The sequence below is a fragment of the Fusibacter ferrireducens genome, assembly GCF_015352425.1.
Taxonomy (GTDB): Bacteria; Bacillota; Clostridia; order Peptostreptococcales; family Acidaminobacteraceae; genus Fusibacter_A; species Fusibacter_A ferrireducens.
Window position 1 is genome coordinate 150,859 of the sequence record NZ_JADKNH010000006.1, and the last position, 18,732, is coordinate 169,590.

The 18,732-nt window shown below is 38.1% G+C and carries 20 protein-coding genes; all 20 read right to left on the reverse strand.

Features of this window, described 5'->3' with window-relative positions:
• Positions 1-143: 143 nt before the first annotated feature.
• The 20 genes from ISU02_RS11050 to xseB all read right to left on the reverse strand — a co-directional run bounded on the left by ISU02_RS11050 (position 144) and on the right by xseB (position 18,689).
• Entirely contained in the window at positions 144-713 is a 570-nt protein-coding gene (locus ISU02_RS11050) for a tRNA (mnm(5)s(2)U34)-methyltransferase (RefSeq protein WP_194701906.1), read from the reverse strand.
• The gene (locus ISU02_RS11055) at positions 710-1,141 is read right to left on the reverse strand and encodes a GNAT family N-acetyltransferase (protein WP_194701907.1); all 432 of its coding nucleotides are present in this window, start codon (positions 1,139-1,141) and stop codon (positions 710-712) included. Before ISU02_RS11055 ends, ISU02_RS11050 begins: the two co-directional genes overlap by 4 nt.
• Positions 1,110-1,721: an SMC-Scp complex subunit ScpB gene (gene scpB, locus ISU02_RS11060; protein WP_194701908.1), complete on the reverse strand. Its 612-nt coding sequence runs from the start codon at positions 1,719-1,721 to the stop codon at positions 1,110-1,112. Before scpB ends, ISU02_RS11055 begins: the two co-directional genes overlap by 32 nt.
• Positions 1,722-1,779: 58 nt before the next feature.
• Positions 1,780-2,553 carry a segregation and condensation protein A gene (locus ISU02_RS11065; protein ID WP_194701909.1) on the reverse strand — a complete coding sequence of 258 codons (774 nt, stop codon included), beginning with the start codon at positions 2,551-2,553 and terminating at the stop codon, positions 1,780-1,782.
• The gene (locus tag ISU02_RS11070; RefSeq protein WP_194701910.1) at positions 2,543-3,754 is read right to left on the reverse strand and encodes a CCA tRNA nucleotidyltransferase; all 1,212 of its coding nucleotides are present in this window, start codon (positions 3,752-3,754) and stop codon (positions 2,543-2,545) included. Before ISU02_RS11070 ends, ISU02_RS11065 begins: the two co-directional genes overlap by 11 nt.
• Positions 3,755-4,041: 287 nt before the next feature.
• Entirely contained in the window at positions 4,042-5,343 is a 1,302-nt protein-coding gene (locus tag ISU02_RS11075; protein WP_194701911.1) for a pyrimidine-nucleoside phosphorylase, read from the reverse strand.
• Between the two features lie 13 nt (positions 5,344-5,356).
• Entirely contained in the window at positions 5,357-6,178 is an 822-nt protein-coding gene (locus ISU02_RS11080; RefSeq protein WP_194701912.1) for a purine-nucleoside phosphorylase, read from the reverse strand.
• 50 nt (positions 6,179-6,228) lie between these two features.
• A complete protein-coding gene (locus ISU02_RS11085; protein ID WP_194701913.1) occupies positions 6,229-7,401 on the reverse strand; it encodes a phosphopentomutase in 1,173 nt (390 codons plus the stop codon).
• A 50-nt stretch (positions 7,402-7,451) separates the two neighbouring features.
• Positions 7,452-8,333, reverse strand: coding sequence for a site-specific tyrosine recombinase XerD (xerD, locus tag ISU02_RS11090; RefSeq protein ID WP_194701914.1), 882 nt, complete (start codon positions 8,331-8,333; stop codon positions 7,452-7,454).
• An 83-nt stretch (positions 8,334-8,416) separates the two neighbouring features.
• The gene (locus ISU02_RS11095; RefSeq protein ID WP_194701915.1) at positions 8,417-9,610 is read right to left on the reverse strand and encodes a GGDEF domain-containing protein; all 1,194 of its coding nucleotides are present in this window, start codon (positions 9,608-9,610) and stop codon (positions 8,417-8,419) included.
• A 41-nt stretch (positions 9,611-9,651) separates the two neighbouring features.
• Positions 9,652-11,331 carry a DNA repair protein RecN gene (recN, locus tag ISU02_RS11100; RefSeq protein WP_194701916.1) on the reverse strand — a complete coding sequence of 560 codons (1,680 nt, stop codon included), beginning with the start codon at positions 11,329-11,331 and terminating at the stop codon, positions 9,652-9,654.
• A 20-nt stretch (positions 11,332-11,351) separates the two neighbouring features.
• Positions 11,352-11,798 (reverse strand): arginine repressor, encoded by a 447-nt coding sequence (locus ISU02_RS11105; RefSeq protein ID WP_194701917.1) that lies wholly within the window; start codon positions 11,796-11,798, stop codon positions 11,352-11,354.
• Positions 11,799-11,934: 136 nt separating this feature from the next.
• Positions 11,935-12,489 carry a chromate transporter gene (locus ISU02_RS11110; protein WP_194701918.1) on the reverse strand — a complete coding sequence of 185 codons (555 nt, stop codon included), beginning with the start codon at positions 12,487-12,489 and terminating at the stop codon, positions 11,935-11,937.
• A gap of 1 nt (position 12,490) precedes the next feature.
• Entirely contained in the window at positions 12,491-13,033 is a 543-nt protein-coding gene (locus ISU02_RS11115; RefSeq protein WP_194701919.1) for a chromate transporter, read from the reverse strand.
• An 11-nt stretch (positions 13,034-13,044) separates the two neighbouring features.
• On the reverse strand, positions 13,045-13,854 hold the full coding sequence (locus ISU02_RS11120; protein ID WP_194701920.1) for a TlyA family RNA methyltransferase: 810 nt from the start codon (positions 13,852-13,854) through the stop codon (positions 13,045-13,047).
• On the reverse strand, positions 13,847-15,718 hold the full coding sequence (gene dxs / locus ISU02_RS11125; RefSeq protein WP_194701921.1) for a 1-deoxy-D-xylulose-5-phosphate synthase: 1,872 nt from the start codon (positions 15,716-15,718) through the stop codon (positions 13,847-13,849). The genes ISU02_RS11120 and dxs overlap by 8 nt, the downstream gene beginning before the upstream one ends.
• Entirely contained in the window at positions 15,711-16,304 is a 594-nt protein-coding gene (locus tag ISU02_RS11130) for a hypothetical protein (RefSeq protein WP_194701922.1), read from the reverse strand. The genes dxs and ISU02_RS11130 overlap by 8 nt, the downstream gene beginning before the upstream one ends.
• 645 nt (positions 16,305-16,949) lie before the next feature.
• A complete protein-coding gene (locus ISU02_RS11135) occupies positions 16,950-17,393 on the reverse strand; it encodes a divergent PAP2 family protein (RefSeq protein WP_194701923.1) in 444 nt (147 codons plus the stop codon).
• 140 nt (positions 17,394-17,533) lie between these two features.
• Positions 17,534-18,412 (reverse strand): polyprenyl synthetase family protein, encoded by an 879-nt coding sequence (locus ISU02_RS11140; RefSeq protein WP_194701924.1) that lies wholly within the window; start codon positions 18,410-18,412, stop codon positions 17,534-17,536.
• Between the two features lie 37 nt (positions 18,413-18,449).
• Positions 18,450-18,689 carry an exodeoxyribonuclease VII small subunit gene (xseB, locus tag ISU02_RS11145; protein WP_194701925.1) on the reverse strand — a complete coding sequence of 80 codons (240 nt, stop codon included), beginning with the start codon at positions 18,687-18,689 and terminating at the stop codon, positions 18,450-18,452.
• Positions 18,690-18,732: the final 43 nt, after the last annotated feature.

The following is an 18,732-nucleotide window of genomic DNA, read 5'->3' on the forward strand; positions in this document are numbered from 1 at the left end:
TTGCAAGTGCAATTTCATTTTTAGTTCGTTTTTTTGAAGAAATGCAATTATAATTGCATATTGTATAATTGACTATTCGTATTTTGGTATACACCCATATTGTATGCAAAGAAAAAGCCCCATTTTAAGGGCTTCTTTTAGACTTATTTGCGCTCAACAATCCACATCAGTGGCGGTGTATTTTTTTGATTGGTAAACGCCATTTTTAAAACATCAAACTCACTCTGTGACAAATTTGCAAGAAAAGAATTCATATGTATAAATTCCTCTGCACCTTCTTCGTGACCTCTATAGCATAATATAAAAATTAAACCGCCGTGTTTAAGATGATACATCGCTGAATTTAAGCTTTTAAGTGTCGTGTCGAAATGCGTTACGATGCTTTTATCCCCTTTTGGTAGATAACCCAGATTATATATAATAAAATCCACTTCTTCTGACTTTAAAAAATCAAAAGTTTCATGCGAGCACTGCTTTAGAACCAAATTTTCATCTTCGTCATAACCATTTGTTTTCAAAAGTGCCCTTGTGGATTCGATGGCGTCGTTTTGTATGTCTATAGCGTATAGACGACCTGAATGCGTTATTTTCTGTTTCAAGAAAAGAGCATCATTGCCATTGCCACAAGTTGCATCAATGACAGTCATTCCAGGTTTCAAGTAGTCATTCGCTATTATTTTATAAGCATTCACAACATTGCCAAGATACTTCATGCGTTACCTCTTGAACTCTTGCAGGGCTTATTAAAAAAGTCTGGCAAATCCACTTTAAAAACCAATTTTTCATCCGCCTTCATTGCAATTTCAAGACCTTCCGCTACAAAAAATCCATTTGCGCTCTCTTCAGATTTGATATACACTTGCGTCACTTTTTTATGATCTAAGTGATTAAGCACCGCTCTAAAAAGACCATCTCCAAGTTTAAAGCCGCGATCTTCATTTCTCACAAACAAATAACGCACCTCTGCTCTGTTCTCTCCCGTCATCTCATAGCCAGAGAGACCACAGATCTGATTGCCATCTTCCACGACATAACAATGGTCAACTTTGATTTTTAGATGTTCAAATTTCAACTGCGTCTCTTTGAGCATCTGGTCAACTGACTTCATGTCACTTGGTTTCATCATTCTGATTTGAATCATTATTCATCTCCTCCATTTCAATCGCCTTGCTTTGAAAAACATTAAACGCATCGAACTCATTTATTGAGGGCAGCTCCTTAATGGTTTTATATCCAAAGCTTTTTAAAAAAATGTCTGTTGTCCCGTAAATTTGTGGTCTTCCTATTTTTTCGAGTTTTCCAACGACTTCAACAAGCCTTCGCTCTATCAAATGCTGTAACGGTCCGTCTGAACTGACCCCCCTGATTTGTTCAATATCAAGCTTTGTTATGGGTTGCTTATACGCAATAATGGCAAGTACTTCTAATGCTGAATTGGATAAACCTTTGCTCTTGGAGGTCTGGCATAAGCTTTCTATATACGAATAGTTCTCTTTAAGAGTACAAAATTGGTAGTGACCATTCGTCTCAAGAATTTGAATGCCTCGTTCTTCAGATTCATATTTTAACATGAGATCATCAAGGAGTTTTCTCGTAATTGTAATTTTGAGATCCAATTGTTTGGCAATTTTTGAAATGCTCAGCGGTTCCCCCCATACAAAGAGCATGGATTCAATTGCTGATTGATACTTTTTATAATCTTCAATAATCTGATTACTCATCTAAAGTGATTTCCTTTCTGTGATTTCTAATCCACTCACATAACTAAATCATACTGAATCATACTGAATCACCATGTATTGTTGTCTGTTCCACATAGACGCGCTTTTTAATTTTGATCTCTTCAAATAGCCCATCTTGCTCAATTGAAATCTCTTTAAGTTTCAATAATTCTAATACAGCCAAAAAGGTCACAACGATTTCCTCCTTTGTCAATTCGTTCTCAAAGAGATCGGAAAAGACGAAATACGCACTGCCTTTCAACCGTTTTCGGATACCTGCCAATTTCTCTTCCACAGTAAAAGCATCTCTTTTGATGCCTTTAAAAAATCCTTTTCTGTGTTCGTCAAAGCGATTCATCTTTGTCATGAGCCTTTGAACAGCCTCAATTAAAAGTTCACTTTCTAGATTTTTATTTAACTCTTCTATCGATATTTGCTTTACATACTGCCCCAGCTCTTCTTGATCTTTAAAGACAACCTCATCCAGAGTGCCCTCTGTGGCTCTTAATTTCTCAGCGGCTTCTTTAAATCGCTTATACTCTATCAATCTCTTCACAAGTTCTCTTCTAGGATCTATATCCGAATACTCATAATATTCCATAGATTCATCTTTCTCAGGCAAGAGCATGCGAGATTTGATTTCAATCAACGTCGCTGCCATGACTAAAAATTCTGTGGATCGGTCTAAGTCCATTTCTTTAATGATCTCTAAATACTGCGTTGTAATCTTCACAATTGGAATATCGTAAATGTCAATTTCCTCTTTAGAAATCAGATGAAGCAACAGATCGAGTGGTCCTTCGAAAGCTTCTATTTGTACATCAATACTCATGCTTTATACTCTCAATATATTTTATTTCATCTTCCAGACTGAGGTCCAAGTGATGATTTATTTTATACTCTAAAAGGGCATCCATGAATTTGCGAATACATTCATTTTGCGGTATGCCCATGCGAATCAAATCATGACCGGTCAGATTTAAGCTGTACTGCTTTAAATTGATTTCATAGTGCATAATCTGATCTCTATAATGATGCGCCATGAGATTAAGCGTTTCAATTCTTTTATTATACAACAGTTTATATAGATTATAGTCATTAATTTCCGCATTATTTAAAAAGGCTTCTAAAGTCCTATTATACGCTTCATGGCATTTCTTAATTTGATGATCTACACCATATAGCCACTCTATATGCGTTATGAATCTGGACATTAAGAGCGTTCTCTTCTCTTCGCTTTCGTTCTTGAAAGTTTTAAGGAACATGTCCCCATAGTTAATTTCCTGCCAATTGAACGCCATCAACATTTTAAGATTTTTCTGCCACAGGTCGCCTTTAAAGAGCTTGGAAAACTCCAATTGGATTCTCGATAGCGGTAATTCTAAGAGCTTGTCCTCATAAAGCGCATTTGAAAGGGCGTTTAAAGTCTCTTCATCCATTCTGAAATCAAGTTGATTTACTATTTTCACGGCTCTCAAAATTCGAGAAGGATCTTCATTAAAGCTATTCAGATGCAAAAGTCTCACTTTTTTTAAGCTCATATCCGTATAGAAAAGGGGATGACTCGCGCATATATGGGATTTCAAGTAGTTTACAAGCGCTTCATCAATCCGTCTTTCCCTTAAATAAGTGGTCAACAGTTCCAAAAGAGAATCATTCAATTTAACATAGGCTGTATTGATCGTAAAATCTCGCCTGAGGATATCCCATTTTAAGGATGCTGCCTCATACTCATAACGGTTCAGCGTCTTATTGTAGGTCTCTTTTCGCATCGTTGCAATATCAAAGTGAATTTGATCTTCACTCTCGAAACGCATGGTTTGAAATTCAGAACACAGAGTCGCTTCATGCATCTCTTGAATCCGCTCATAGAGCGGCATAATCCCCGTTTTTGAAGCTTCAAAAGTAAAATCCAAGTCATAAGACTCTATACCGAGTAAAATATCTCTAATGAATCCGCCCACTATGTAAACTTGTTTCGAAGTTTGTTTTTGATATTCTAAAATTCGCTTTAAAAGTTCATGTGAAATCATTTTTTTACCTCTTCATGCTTCTCATTATAAGGCAATTTAGATATTTTTCATAGGAACATTCTAAAATCTCCACGGCTTTTGAGATAATATCTTTAGTCTCACTTACCCATAAAATTTAAACTTCCCAGCTCTGATTTTATTTCATAAGCTGGGAAGTTGCCTTTAAAATGTTCTATTATTCAATAGCAAGTACATCCTATTAAACAGCGCTTCATATTTTTATATCAAATAAAGAGGGTAAAATGGCAAAATCAAAAGAAACTTTTTTAATGGCTCAATGCCCATATCTATTCCACGATTTCATAAATATATTTGACTGGTTCTGGCTTTTTGGCACTAAAAGCAAATGCCGCTCTCACCATTTTCTCTGCTTCAAAAGTTTCTGCCGCATTGGTGTGAAGCACGCACAACACATCTCCAAGATTCACATGATCGCCTATTTTCTTTTTCAAACTGATCCCTGCCGCATAATCGATTGGATCTTCTTTTTTTTGTCTACCAGCACCAAGCATCATTGCCGATATGCCAACTTTTTCTGCATCAAATCCGCTGACATAGCCTTCTAAATCTGCTTTGACCTCAATGTGTTTTGAGGCAACAGGCAATTTCTCTGGATGTTCAATCATATCAGGGTTTCCGCCTTGAATTTCAACAAATGTTTTAAGTTTTTCAATCGCTTCACCCGATTGGATCAGTTTGTCAAAAAAAGTATGTGCTTCATCAACTGTTTTATAGGCGCCACCTAGAACAGCCATATAGGACGCAATCGTCATAGCGACTTCCGTTTCGTCTTCTGCACCATTGCCCTTTAAAACTTCTATGGCTTCACGAATTTCATTGGCATTACCCACCTCATGTCCAAGCGGTTGGTCCATATTCGTAATGACAGCCACAGTTTTCCGTCCTAAATGACTCCCTATATCCACCATGGTACGTGCAAGCATTCGCGCGTCTTCAAGTGATTTCATAAAAGCACCCGAACCCACTTTGACATCCAATACAATCGCATCAGCACCTGACGCAATTTTCTTGCTCATAATGGAACTTGCAATAAGTGGAATACTGTCAATCGTACCCGTTACATCTCTAAGTGCATAAATTTTTTTATCCGCTGGCGTCAAATCACCAGATTGACCAACGATTGCCATTTTATGCGCATTGACATTTTGAACGAATTCTTCACTGGTAAGCTCAATTTTAAAGCCCTCTATGGATTCGAGCTTATCCACTGTACCGCCAGTATGACCTAACCCTCGACCTGACATCTTTGCCACGGGAATACCACATGAAGCCACAAGCGGCGTCACGATCAAGCTGATTTTATCGCCAACACCACCGGTGGAGTGCTTGTCCACTTTAATGCCCTCAATCGCAGATAAATCCACCGTATCTCCAGATCTGACAAATGCATCTGTCAAATTCGAAGTTTCTTCCTTATCCATGCCTTGAAAATATATTGCCATGAGGAGAGCAGACATCTGGTAGTCAGGTACTTCCCCTTTAGTATAGCCTAGAACGATAAAATCAATTTCTTCTTTTGTGAGTTTTTCACCGTATTTTTTTTTATTGATCAAATCAACAATTCTCATGTAAATCCTCCAGTTAAGCTATCTCAACAATTTTCTTAACAAGCTCTATGAATGTCTTTTTCACTAAATTTGCAGTTTCAACGACTTCCTTGTGATTTAATGCAGTCACTTGTATGCCAGCGGCCATGTTCGTAATACATGAAATGCCAGTGACTTTTAAGGATGCATGTGCTGCAACTAAAGCTTCTGGAGCTGTAGACATGCCCACGGCATCGCCACCTAGAATACCTGCTAGCTTCACTTCTGCTGGTGTCTCGTACGCTGGCCCTGTATTGTAGAAATAAACGCCCTCTTTCAGATCAATTCCAAGACGACTTGCCTCTTCTAAAACACGTTTATTAAAAGTCTTGTCATAAATATTAGAAGCATCCGGGAATCTAGGTCCCAATTCATCCTCATTCTTCCCAATAAGGGGGCTTGCGCCTGTTAAATTGATGTGATCTGTGATCAACATCAAATCCCCTGCTTTAAAGCTTTTATTCACCCCACCAGCCGCATTGGTCAAGATCAAGTGTTCCACACCGATGGCCTTCATCACGCGCACTGGAAACGTAATCGCCTGCATGCTATAGCCTTCATAATAATGAAATCTACCTTGCATGGCGATCACTGTTTTACCACAGAGGTTCCCTACAACAAATCGACCTGCATGGCCCTGAACTGTGGAAATTGGAAAATGAGGAATTTCATCATATTGGATATACACAGGCGATTCAATTGCATCTGCTAGGATGCCCAAACCAGAGCCTAAAACCAATCCAATTTTTGGTTTTTCACTCAACTTAGATTCGATATAGTGCTGAGCTTCATTAATTTTAATCAATAAACTATCCATTTATAACTCCTTCAATTTTTTATTCTGAAAATCATCTGTCTCATATAAATCTATTTTAAAATTTGAGATTTAAAACTCTTCCCATGAGGTGTCTGTGGTATGCCGAGCATATCTGAAACTGTTGCTGCAATATCTGAGAAAGTATTCAGCGTGCCAATATCAACCCCTTCTTTTATAGAAGCGCCCGCCACAAGCACTGGAATGTACTCACGCGTATGGTCTGTCCCCGTATAAGTAGGATCATTGCCGTGATCCGCTAAGAAGATGATCACATCATCCTCACGCATTGCTTCCAACAACTCTGGAATCCTTGCATCCAACGCTTCAATTGCACCTTGGTAACCTTTAACATCTCTTCTATGCCCAAATTTAGCATCAAAATCAACGAGATTGGTAAACAGTATGCCTTTGAAATCTTGTTTTAGGTACTTCAATGTCTGTTCCACACCGTCCATATTATCCTTCGTATGAATATCTTCAGTGATCCCTTCACCATCAAATATATCCACAATCTTACCAACTGCCTTAACTTCTAGGCCATTTTCTTTTGCCATATCCAAAACCGTTTTATGAAAGGGTTTTAATGAATAATCTCTGCGATTTGAAGTTCTTTCAAAATGGCCTGGTGTTCCAATAAATGGTCTTGCAATGACTCTGGCAACTTGATCATCCCCCATAAGCATATCGCGTGCAATTTGGCACATCTTATAGAGTTCGTCGAGCGGAATGATGTCCTCATGTGCCGCAATTTGAAAAACGCTGTCTGCAGACGTATAGACGATTGGGTTACCCGTCTTCATGTGTTCCTCACCCAATTCATCTAAAATAACCGTTCCCGACGCAGGTTTGTTGCACATGACTTTTCTGCCAATCTTTTCTTCAAATGCTCGAATCACATAATCTGGAAAACCTTCTGGATAAGTCTTAAAGGGTTGATCTATCAAGAGGCCTGCAATTTCCCAATGCCCAGTGGTAGTATCCTTTCCATTGGACGCTTCAAGCGAACGTCCATAAGCCCCCATAGGCGAAGGATCAGCTTCAATGGCATCCACACCTTCTATATTGCCAATGCCCAGTTTTTTTAGATTGGGAATCTTAAAGTCATCCGCCTGTCTAGCAATATGCCCTAAAGTATCTACACCGATATCTCCAAATTTCTCTGAATCTGGCAGCGCACCAATACCTACACTATCTAATACAAATAAGATTACTCTGTTGATCATCTTTAACCTCCTTAAATCTATTATCTACTTAGATAAAAAATAAGAGCCAATTAGGCTCTTGGGTGTGTTTTTTCATAAACGTTTCTGATCTTGGAATTTGACATTTCGAGATAAATCTGAGTTGTGGAAACATCTGAATGTCCTAACATCTCTTGAACGGATTTTAAATCCGCACCATTTTGAATGAGATGCAGTGCAAATGAATGTCTTAAGGTATGAGGCGTTATGCTCTTTCTGATATCCAATGCCTCGGTATACCTCTTGACAACTTTCCAAAATCCCTGTCTCGTAATGCGTTTGCCATAATAATTGACAAACAGTGCTTCCTCATCTTCAGTAACAAGCTTATTGCGTCCATCTCTAATATATACTTCAACGGCTTTGGATGCAAGAGAACCAAGAGGTACAACCCTCGATTTTCCATTGTTCTTGCATCTGATATACCCCATGTTCGTATTGATGTCCGACAAATTAAGTGATACGAGTTCAGAAACACGAATTCCAGTTGCATAGAGCAACTCGATCATCGCCTTGTCCCTTTTGCCTATGGATGTTTTCAAATCTGGCTTTGCAATGAGCTTTTCAACTTCTGTCAAAGTGAGCACATTTGGCATTTTTCTTTCAGCCTTGGGTGCCTCTATGTCTAAAGTTGGATTATGGCTTATATACCCTTTATTGTGCAAATATGAATAAAAAGTTCGCAACGAAGCCACATTTCTTTGTATTGTGGAATTTGCTTTACCCTGCTTTTTAAGATAACTCACATAGGCAATTGTATCCACTTGACTTATTTTTAAGTAGTCTCCCAATTGTTGTTCATCAATAAAAATACCAAAGTAACGCAAATCTCTCTTGTACGCTTCCAATGTGTTTGTAGATAAATTCTTATGCTCCGTTAAATAGACTTCAAATTCTGATATATAACCGCTCATTCCCCAAAACTCCTTATTTTATTGTATCGGAATACACACTTATTTAAAAGCTAAATCCCCATCTTTTGTATAATTTATACAATTTAGTACTGCATTTTCTCTTTCATCTCTTTTTTCATGATGTACATGGCCTCATCTGCTTCGTGTAGAAATTCACTCGTATTTCTATGTTTTGAAGGTTTATACTGAGAAAAACCCGCACTGGCACTGGCACTAAATTTATACACATTTTGGAGATTTACTTGTAAGAACTCATCGCTAATGCGCTGCCAGACCCTTTTCGCTTGATGCATGCCACATCTTGAAAATATAATCATAAACTCGTCTCCCCCAAGGCGAGATATGACATCAAATTCTCTTAAATTGGATTGAATGGTATTCACAATGACTTTGATGAGCTTATCACCCTCTTTATGACCATATCGATCATTCACCACTTTTAAGTTGTTCACATCCACATAGGCGATGGTCAATTCCTGACCTTGTAAAGAGGCACGCGTCATTTCAGCTTTCAAGTAGCACAATCCAGCTTCACGACTCAAAACACCGGTCATCTGATCAATCTCCGCTTTATATTTATAGCGTTCAAGATTGTTGTCTATGATAAAATTGCGATTGACGAGCAATACGATGATCAGAGAGATCACTGTGATGAAAAAATAAGTGGACAACATATAAATGTTCAGATTAGAAGTTCCTGGTCCATTGATTACCCCAGTGGATGCAATCTCAATCAAACTTACAAAAGTTACTCTCTGATAAGCCAAAATCGCTGCAAATATGAAAAAATTGCTAATCACCAGCCGCCGTTCAACGCGTCTATTAATCGAAACAATATTTCTAAAAACTTTCATAATCAATTGGTAAAACTTCAAAAGTCCAAAAAAAATCACAAAATAGAGACCAATAACTGGAAAGTAAGGTTCCATAAAGAGCAATCTAAAATCGAGTACTCTATCATAAGTTAAAAAGCCCACATTGACTGTAACGAGAGATGCAATAGTTTGAATCAAAAAGAGCAAAACGACTGTGACTGAACTGATAAAACTGGACAACCCATAGAGCAGTCTCAGAATTAAAATCATCGAGCCATGGAGTGCCAATACATGTAGCAATTGAGTACCATCATAATAGAACATAAAAGCACTCAAATAAACCACCATTATAGCATGTTTAAATCGTGGTTGCTTGCTAAATTTTGGCGCTATGATTGACAACCCATAATAGGTAATTAGGGCACTGATCACCGCATATAGTACGCTCAAAAAAATTGTCATTGCAAAACCCCATCTTTCAATCCGATAAACCTATTTTGATTCTATTTTTTAAGTGCTTTTGCCTTCTCTATCATCTCTCTTGCATGATGTTTTGTTGCCGTTGTCATTTCCATCCCGCCTACTAATCGTCCAATCTCGTCAACAATTGAATTTTGATCAATTTCTTTTATGGTTGTCATGGTATTTTGAGTTGTCGATTCTTTTTCAATCAATAAATGATGATCTGAAAAAACAGCTATTTGTGGCAAATGGGTAATACAGATTACTTGACTCATCTTGGATAGCCTAGAGAGCTTTTCGCCAACAACATTTGCAGTTATACCACTAATGCCCGTGTCAATTTCATCAAAAATGAGCGTGGGTATATTGTCCAAATGTCCCAATACAATTTTAATGCCCAACATCAGCCTTGAGAGCTCTCCACCGGATACGACTTTCTTTAAAGGTTTAAACGGTTGCCCTAAATTTGTTGAAATTAAAAACTCAACTTCATCAAGACCATTTTCATGAACTCTTGTCATCACTTCAAGTTCAATCTTAAAACGCGTATCCTTCATATTGAGTTCAATCAATTCATTTTGGAGTGCACTTTCGAGTTTTTGGGCACTCTTCTGCCTTAAATCCGTTAAAACGCTGGCTTGTTCATTATAGATCAACAGAGATTGATCTCTTTGCTTTTTCAACTCAGAAACCTTGTTTTCAATAGATTCAAAATATTCGAGCTCTTCCACAATCGCACTTTCAAAAGCCAGTATTTCAGCTATAGATTGACCGTACTTTGTCTTCAAAGCGTTAATCGTATCCAGTCTTCTTTCAATAAACAAAAATCTCTCAGGATCAAATTCTAAGTTTTCCTTATAGTTTTCAACATCCTTAGATAAATCCTCCAGAGCATAAAATGCATCCTTCAGTCTGGCTGAAAAGTCCACAATTTCGTCATCAAAGGCCTCCAATTTGCTAAATTCATTAGAAAGCGTTGAAAGCTTATTGACAATGCCCTCATCATGATCATTTTTCATCCAAACAACGGCCTTTTCGAAACTCATTTTTAAAGCCTCAATATTGGATAAGTACTCAAACTCTTTTTCAAGCGCTGTATCTTCATCTGGCTTTAACGAAGCATTTGAAATTTCATCTAATTGAAAAGTTAGAAAATCAACTTTTTTTGCCTTTTCAAGATCATCTACCCTTAAGGCCTCTATAGCCTTGTCTAATGCTGCGATTTCTCTATATGTTGATTTAAGCGCCCTTTTGATCTCTTCGATTGGGATGCCGCCATAGGCATCAATTAAGTTAAGTTGATTCGATTTCATAAGTAATTTTTGATTTTCATTTTGTCCATGAAGATCAATGAGGCATTCTGTCACTTCTCTTATAATGTTGAGTGGTGTCACCTGTCCATTCACCCTAGAAATGCTCTTCCCTTTGGCTTGCACCTCTCTGGCAATGATCACAATTTCATCATCTGTAGGTATATCATACTTGACTAGGAGTTCATTTACGAGATCGTTGGTGTAAAAACTGGCTTTGATAGAAGCCTTATCTGCGCCGATTCTAACAGCATCTTTGTTCGCTGTTTGTCCTAAGATCAACCGAATAGCACCCAAAATAATTGACTTTCCAGCACCTGTTTCACCCGTTATGATATTTAGACCCGATAAGAAATCCACTGTAACATCTTCTATAAGAATGAAATCTTTGATTTTTAACTCAAATATCATATCGCCTCCGGCAAAATCGTCTATAATAAATCCTTAAATTGTTTAATTACTTTTTGAACTTGGCTTTCATCTCTAATCACTAAAAAGATCGTATCATCCCCTGCAATCGTGCCAACAATTTCTTTGATATTTAAAGCATCAATAGAAACTGCCGCGGCATTTGCCGAACCCACAAGCGTCTTTATAATAACCATGTTTCCCGCGTAATCCACTGAAACAACTGAATTTCGATAAATTTTGAGAAAACGATCATTCACAGCACCTTCTTTTTCTTTAATAGAAGCGTACTTATATCGGCCATCCTTGGTCAATACCTTAATCAATCTCATTTCCTTGATATCTCTTGATACCGTAGCTTGAGTAACTTGAAATCCTGAAGCTCTTAATTCGCTTGCCAACTCGTCTTGTGTTTCCACATCCTTAGCCTCAATAATCTCTAAAATCTTTGATTGCCTCGAATATTTCATAGTGCCTCCCTAATGATCATATTTCCACAGCTAATATTCATATTATATTACAAAAAAAACCTTTAGTAAAATATAACCCTCATAAGTTTTTTATATGTCTATTCTCACTTTAAGCTTATATACAACAACTGCGCCATTACCAGATAATGTTCCCCAACAGGCCTGCCAGAATAATATAGTAAATGGGATGTTTTTTATACTTATAAATCACCACAATAAAGAATAAAAACAACGCAACGGCCTTGAATTCAAGTCCATTAAAGATATTTATGAAATTCCCCTGACCCGTGTACAGCGACACAAGTGCAACCTGTAGGGTTGCCGTGGCAAGTAATCCAATGACGGCTGCCTTTAATCCGAGCAGTGTTGCCTTTACAATAGGGTGCTCATTAAAATGATTTAAAAATCGTGCAACAATCAAAGCCATCAAAAAGGCTGGCAGAATCACTGCAATAGAAGCGGCAATCGCTCCCATGACCCCATACTGCTGAAAACCTATGAACGTCGCCATGTTAATTGCAATTGGACCCGGTGTTGACTGAGCGATTGCAATTAAATTCGCAAACTCAGCATTTGTAAGCCAACTGTGTTCAATGGCAACAGATCTCAGAAGTGGAATCATAGCCAGCCCGCCGCCATAAGTAAATGCGCCAATTTTCACAAACTCCAATATAAATCTTATAAAAACCATCTTACTTCACCTTGCCTTTATAGACGAATGCACCCACAATCCCAGCTATGACAATGGTAATAATGGGCGAACCATTGTAAAACATAACAAAGACAAATCCCGATAGTGCAATTAAAAAGGCCATATAGTCTTTGATGGATGTCTTGACCATTCTCACCATAGAGTGACAGAGCAATGCCAAAACCACAATACGAATGCCTTTAAATGCATTTTGAACGATCTCTAATGACTCCAATTGTTTAAAGACAGCTGCTACCCCCAAAATAATCAAAATGGAGGGTGTAATGACCCCCAGAGCACATGCAATCGCACCCCCTACACCTGCCAATTTATATCCGACAAACACCGCAGTATTGGAAGCGATTACACCTGGCAGCGACTGTGCCACGGAGTAACTCTCAAGAATTTCATCCATGGTAAGCCATTTTTTATCCATGACGATTTCACGCTCAATAATAGGGAGCATGGCATATCCGCCACCTATGGTCAATAACCCTACTTTAAAAAAGGCAACATATAATTGTTGCCACTTTTTCAACTCCATTTGACTTTCTCCTACTCTATAATCAAAGCCTCATGTGCTTCCTGAACAAGTGCTTTTGTATCGAAACTAAATTGATTCTGTTTCTCCGCTGTTCTCTTTGCATATGCTAAAAATTCTATATTCCCTTTTGGGCCCTTGATTGGCGAATAAGTGAGTGCTGTTACAAGGAGATGTTGCGCCGCACAGAATGTCATCAACTCATCTAGAACGCTCACATGAACTTTAGAATCCCTAACGACGCCACTTTTTCGAACTGCCTCTCTACCCGCTTCAAACTGAGGTTTTATCAGAAAAACGATTTCCGCATCCACTTTAAGCAGAGATATTGCAACGGGAATCACCAGTTTAAGAGAGATGAAAGACACATCTATACTCACAAAATCAAGCTCTGTTTTAACCGTTTCCATCGTTAAATAACGTACGTTCGTACGCTCTAAATTTACAACTCTAGGATCATTTCTAAGTTTCCAGTCCAATTGACCGTAGCCAACATCCACAGAAAATACTTGTTTTGCACCATTTTGAAGCATGCAGTCTGTGAAGCCGCCTGTTGAAGCGCCAATATCCATACAAATTTTATCCTTTAGGTCTACACCATACATTGTAATGGCTTTTTCAAGCTTTAATCCCCCACGACTCACATATGGCAATACATTTCCTCTGACCTCAATTTCAGCGTCCACATCAATTTGAGTGCCCGGTTTATCCACTTTTTGTCCATTGACATAAACAACGCCAGCCATGATTGTGCGCTTCGCTTTTTCTCTAGACTCTATTATTTTTCGTTCTGATAAGAGTACGTCAATTCGCTCTTTAGCCATTTATTACCTCACTTACCTTTTTTACGATCCCCTCTTTATCGAGTCCCAAATCCTGCATCAACATATCTGTGTCACCATGAGGCACAAAGACATCGGGAATACCCAATTTATAAAATTTAGTTTTGCCCATGAGATCTGAATGATGCTCTATAAGTTTTGATATAACTTGATCTCCAAATCCGCCACTGATGGTATGATCCTCGATTGTGAAGACAAAGTCAATATTTTGAAGCAAGGATTCTAATCTGATGATGTCCAAAGGTTTTATCTGAGAGACATTGATCACACGCGCTCCAAGTTCATCTGCACAGGCTAAAGCTGTTTGAACCATTTTGCCTGTGGCAACAAGAGCAACTTTATCACCCTCGTGTAACACTTCAGGATGAAAAGTCAATTTCGATTGCGTATGCTCTCTTCCGGCACCCATTTGATGGGCCTTTCCTCTTGGATAACGTATTGCTATAGGGCCTTCTTTATAGGTAAGTGCAAACTGCATCATATCTTCGAGTTCAAATTGATCCTTAGGAGATAAAATCATCATCCCAGGCATATGTGACAAATAGCCAATATCAAAAATCCCATGATGTGTTTCACCATCATTCCCTACTAATCCCGCGCGGTCAAGACACAACACGACAGGCGCCTTTTGAATGCAAACATCATGTACAATCTGATCATATGCCCTTTGTAAAAAAGTCGAATAAATGGCTACATAGGGCTTTATGCCCTCCATTGCCAATCCAGCTGCCATGGTTACAGCATGCTGTTCTGCTATGGCAACATCAAATATGCGGTTGGGAAATTTAGATGCAAATTCATTTAATCCCGTACCATCGGCCATTGCCGCTGTAATTGCCACCACATTTTGATTTTCTGTTGCCAACTGAATAAGCTTATCTCCAAAAACTTTTGAGTAATCGTTTTTCGCCTTGGATTCAATACACTTTTCAGGATCAAATTGTCCCACACCATGATATTTATTGGGATCTTTTTCAGAAAAAGCATACCCCTTTCCCTTTTGCGTCAAAACATGCACTAGAACAGGGCCTTTGACATGCTTAATCATCTGAAAAGTTTCAATGAGTTCTTTTAAATCGTGTCCATTAATGGGACCAATATAAGTGAGTCCAATTTCTTCAAAAAAGAGACCGCCATCCACCACAAAATATTTTAAACTGTCTTTTAATTTCCCAATAAAGTCGATCATGTTATCGCCAATACTTGGTATTTTTGACAGTGTTGCTTTCGTATCCATTTTGACTTTAGAATACGTTTCCGTTGTTCTAAGTCTACTCAGCGCTTTTGCAAGGCCGCCTACATTTTCAGATATAGACATCTCGTTGTCGTTGAGCACAACTTTCATATTGGTTTTAACATGTCCTAAATAATTTAAAGCTTCAAGTGCCATGCCCCCTGTTAACGCGCCATCACCAATAATGGAAATGACTTCATTATGTGCCTCTTTGAGGTCCCTTGCCGTGGCAAAGCCAATCCCAGCAGAAATGGAAGTACTGCTATGCCCTGCTTCAAAAATATCATGTTCAGACTCTTTGCGCTTTAAAAAACCACTCAAGCCATTAAATTGTCTTAGAGATTTAAAGTCCTCTTTTCTGCCTGTCAAAACTTTATGTACATAAGCTTGGTGTCCAACATCCCACAACAACTTATCCGTTGGACTGTCAAATACATAATGTAATGCCACAGTTAATTCAACAACACCTAAATTAGAGGACAAATGACCTCCTGTCTTTGATATATTCTCCACTAAAAAAGCTCTCATTTCATGACAGAGTACAACGAGCTCTTCAAAGGATAATTGTTTGAGTGTATCTGGATTTTGGATACTATCAAGTATTTTATACATTTCTGTCCCTTCTTCCTTGGAGCATCTTCTTATATGTTCCAATTGAAAATACAAGTTTTAAAACATAAATGATTTTTCCTGTAAAATCAACAACTTCTTTCGCCCTTGATATTGCGATTTCTTTCCCGATAGCTTTCCCCCCTACGGTCATTGCAGCCACCAAGCCGCTAATGCCCACAGACAGATAAGGATAAAACTTCGTTGGAATATTGTATTGACTAATAGCCCCAATAATAATGCCAATGGTTGTTCCACTAATAATTCCAGCAATATCTCCTATGACATCATTACAAAAGTTAGAAACTTTAGAAGCATTTTTGATCAACATAATAGAGTATTTTGCACTTTTGATTTGAGCTGATGCCATGGAATGAAAGGGCTTTTCATTAGCTGCGGCAACAGCAATACCAATGGCATCAAAAAAAATACCGATGAAAATAATAATCATCAGCATCAAAAATGCCGAAAAGACATTCACATTGCGCATGAGTGCTTCAGAGACTACTGAAAAAATCACGGCAAGCATAAACGTCATTATAAATGTTCGAATAATCCAACGATAATTAATCTTTCTTTTTGCTTTCAAAGCATTTCACCTATCTAATTTATATTATGCAATCCCAACAAATAAAAAAATATGAATAAGGCTTAGAGGTAATCCAAAAGGTTAATTCTGCGGCTTAGGTCTAGTAGGATTTCCCATAAGATTACTGTTATGTCGCCAAAACAGCGGTTTCCCTTTAAATTCTTATTTATAGCGTTACCAACTATAAGACTAGACTACCACTTAGTCCACACTTCAATCCCTTTTTGATCTATAAAATAACAGTCTAGGAGATTTCCTCAACAGGCAAACTAATCCCTAGCCTCTTTTGCAACCACGGTTTTGATTAGCAATGGCACCCTCCTATTGGCCAATAGAAAAGCACCTGAACTACCGTCCACCGTCATCACTCAAGGCAGGCTACACTACACATAACCTTTCGACCAAATGTAGGTTTAATCTTGCACAAAGCAAGTCTCCACAGAGTGAGGGTCATTTCCCGCATGCCATTGCGGAATGCCCCCATATCCTTACTCCCAGCACCAACCCGAAACTGGGCGTTTCAAGCAAGAACCAGGAACTTCATCGATGTGCCCTTTAGCGGATTTTTAGCCCCGCCTTCAGAATTAGAAGCTCTGACTAGAATACTGCACCTCTAAGCCAACTCTATCATAAATAAGAATAAAGCTAACTTACAATGTTGGCAATCAATACGCCTAAAACTGCGCCAACAGCAACTTCAGTAGGTTTATGTCCTACGAGTTCTTTTAGTCTTTCCTCTTGCAAATGCTTAAACTCATAGATGTCCTTAATGATATCATTTAAAAGTTTAGCTTGTTTTCCAACTGACCTTCTCACACCTGATGCATCATACATGACGATAAACGACATAATGAGCGCAAGCGCATACAGCGGTGTATCAAATCCCATGGTCAACCCAATGGACGTTGAAGCAGCCATAATCGTAGATGTATGCGAACTCGGCATCCCACCAGATCCATGAAATCGTTCGAACTTAAATTCCCTCTCAAGAAGAAGTGTAATGATTACTTTGAGCGTCTGGGCAACAAACCACGCCAAAAGTGATGCCAAAAGCACCTTGTTTTGGGCTAATTGATTTATACTTTCCATGTTTCACCTGTTTCTAATTTATTATATCATCTCAATGATAATTTCCATGCTCTTAAGACATATCCTATATTGAATTCAATAACTTACTCTACATTATAAAACGTTTATCTGCTTTTGTCGATAAACGTCTCATTTTAGCATCAATAATCTCTATTCACTAAAAATTTTACAGTTTCAATTAAGAAATCACTTTGGATGTCAAGGGACCTTATGCCCTTTATGATCTCGCCTTCCAATTGTTTTATTCTCTTTTGAGTGTTATCAAGTCCCAAAAGCATTGGATATGTGCGTTTATCATTTTTAATATCCATTTGCGTTCTCTTTCCCAATTTTTCTGCTGACCCAATTAAGTCCAACAAGTCATCAACCACCTGAAATAAAAGACCCATTTTGCCTGCAATTTCTTCCACAGCATTAACGGCGTCCTCATGTGCACCACCTAGAATAGCGCCACTTTTCATCGCTGCAATAATCAGCTTGCCTGTTTTATGGTGGTTTATGAAATCAAGCGTCTCCACATCCATATCATCGCTCTGATACTTAATATCTGCCACCTGACCTAAGATCATCCCATTGCTTCCAGATGCCTTTAGGATTTCATGCATAGCCTGTATTGCTCGATGTGAATAATCTGATTTAATCACGCGATTAAGCATGACTTCATAAGCTTTATTGAGCAAACCATCTCCAGCAAGCACAGCCATATCATAACCATAGACCACATGATTCGTCGGCTTGCCTCGTCGTAAATCATCATCATCCATACATGGTAAATCGTCGTGAATGAGTGAATACGTATGAATCATCTCAATGCCCACGGCGAAATCTATTGCATCCTCATATGTGCCGCCAAAAGCTAAGCACATCTCTATTAATAAAAGCGGTCTAATGCGCTTACCTCCCGCTTTTAAGCTGTAAAGCATCGCATCATTAATAAGCTTTTGAGCTTGTGATGCGTCTTGAAAATATAAGTCTATCCGCTGTTCGAATGCGTCAATTTTCTTCTGATTATAATTCATTTGATCTCCTGCACATTGACGATTTTAACTGCCAATTCTAAGATTTTTTAAAATCATTTATATTAACTTCCTTTAAAGCATAATCATCTTCTAAAATCATTTTAATTCTAGTTTCAGTATCTTTTAAAATCTCAAAACACTCACGATATACCTTTATACCCTCTTCAAAATACTTAAGCATATCCTCTAAAGCTTCATTTCCATTTTCTAATGAATTGGAAATCTCATTTAACCGCATTATCTTTTGCTCAAAAGCGCCTTTTTTCCCATCTGTCATTTTGATCACTCCCTTTTTATTGTACCAAATCTCCCTCTTAATA

Excerpts from the sequence above, each read along its gene's own strand:
- ISU02_RS11050 (WP_194701906.1), bottom strand. The coding sequence starts at position 713 with ATGAAGTATCTTGGCAATGTTGTGAATGCTTATAAAATAATAGCGAAT.
- ISU02_RS11055 (WP_194701907.1), bottom strand. The coding sequence starts at position 1,141 with ATGATTCAAATCAGAATGATGAAACCAAGTGACATGAAGTCAGTTGAC.
- scpB (WP_194701908.1), bottom strand. The coding sequence starts at position 1,721 with ATGAGTAATCAGATTATTGAAGATTATAAAAAGTATCAATCAGCAATT.
- ISU02_RS11065 (WP_194701909.1), bottom strand. The coding sequence starts at position 2,553 with ATGAGTATTGATGTACAAATAGAAGCTTTCGAAGGACCACTCGATCTG.
- ISU02_RS11070 (WP_194701910.1), bottom strand. The coding sequence starts at position 3,754 with ATGATTTCACATGAACTTTTAAAGCGAATTTTAGAATATCAAAAACAA.
- ISU02_RS11075 (WP_194701911.1), bottom strand. The coding sequence starts at position 5,343 with ATGAGAATTGTTGATTTGATCAATAAAAAAAAATACGGTGAAAAACTC.
- ISU02_RS11080 (WP_194701912.1), bottom strand. The coding sequence starts at position 6,178 with ATGGATAGTTTATTGATTAAAATTAATGAAGCTCAGCACTATATCGAA.
- ISU02_RS11085 (WP_194701913.1), bottom strand. The coding sequence starts at position 7,401 with ATGATCAACAGAGTAATCTTATTTGTATTAGATAGTGTAGGTATTGGT.
- xerD (WP_194701914.1), bottom strand. The coding sequence starts at position 8,333 with ATGAGCGGTTATATATCAGAATTTGAAGTCTATTTAACGGAGCATAAG.
- ISU02_RS11095 (WP_194701915.1), bottom strand. The coding sequence starts at position 9,610 with ATGACAATTTTTTTGAGCGTACTATATGCGGTGATCAGTGCCCTAATT.
- recN (WP_194701916.1), bottom strand. The coding sequence starts at position 11,331 with ATGATATTTGAGTTAAAAATCAAAGATTTCATTCTTATAGAAGATGTT.
- ISU02_RS11105 (WP_194701917.1), bottom strand. The coding sequence starts at position 11,798 with ATGAAATATTCGAGGCAATCAAAGATTTTAGAGATTATTGAGGCTAAG.
- ISU02_RS11110 (WP_194701918.1), bottom strand. The coding sequence starts at position 12,489 with ATGGTTTTTATAAGATTTATATTGGAGTTTGTGAAAATTGGCGCATTT.
- ISU02_RS11115 (WP_194701919.1), bottom strand. The coding sequence starts at position 13,033 with ATGGAGTTGAAAAAGTGGCAACAATTATATGTTGCCTTTTTTAAAGTA.
- ISU02_RS11120 (WP_194701920.1), bottom strand. The coding sequence starts at position 13,854 with ATGGCTAAAGAGCGAATTGACGTACTCTTATCAGAACGAAAAATAATA.
- dxs (WP_194701921.1), bottom strand. The coding sequence starts at position 15,718 with ATGTATAAAATACTTGATAGTATCCAAAATCCAGATACACTCAAACAA.
- ISU02_RS11135 (WP_194701923.1), bottom strand. The coding sequence starts at position 17,393 with ATGGAAAGTATAAATCAATTAGCCCAAAACAAGGTGCTTTTGGCATCA.
- ISU02_RS11140 (WP_194701924.1), bottom strand. The coding sequence starts at position 18,412 with ATGAATTATAATCAGAAGAAAATTGACGCATTCGAACAGCGGATAGAC.
- xseB (WP_194701925.1), bottom strand. The coding sequence starts at position 18,689 with ATGACAGATGGGAAAAAAGGCGCTTTTGAGCAAAAGATAATGCGGTTA.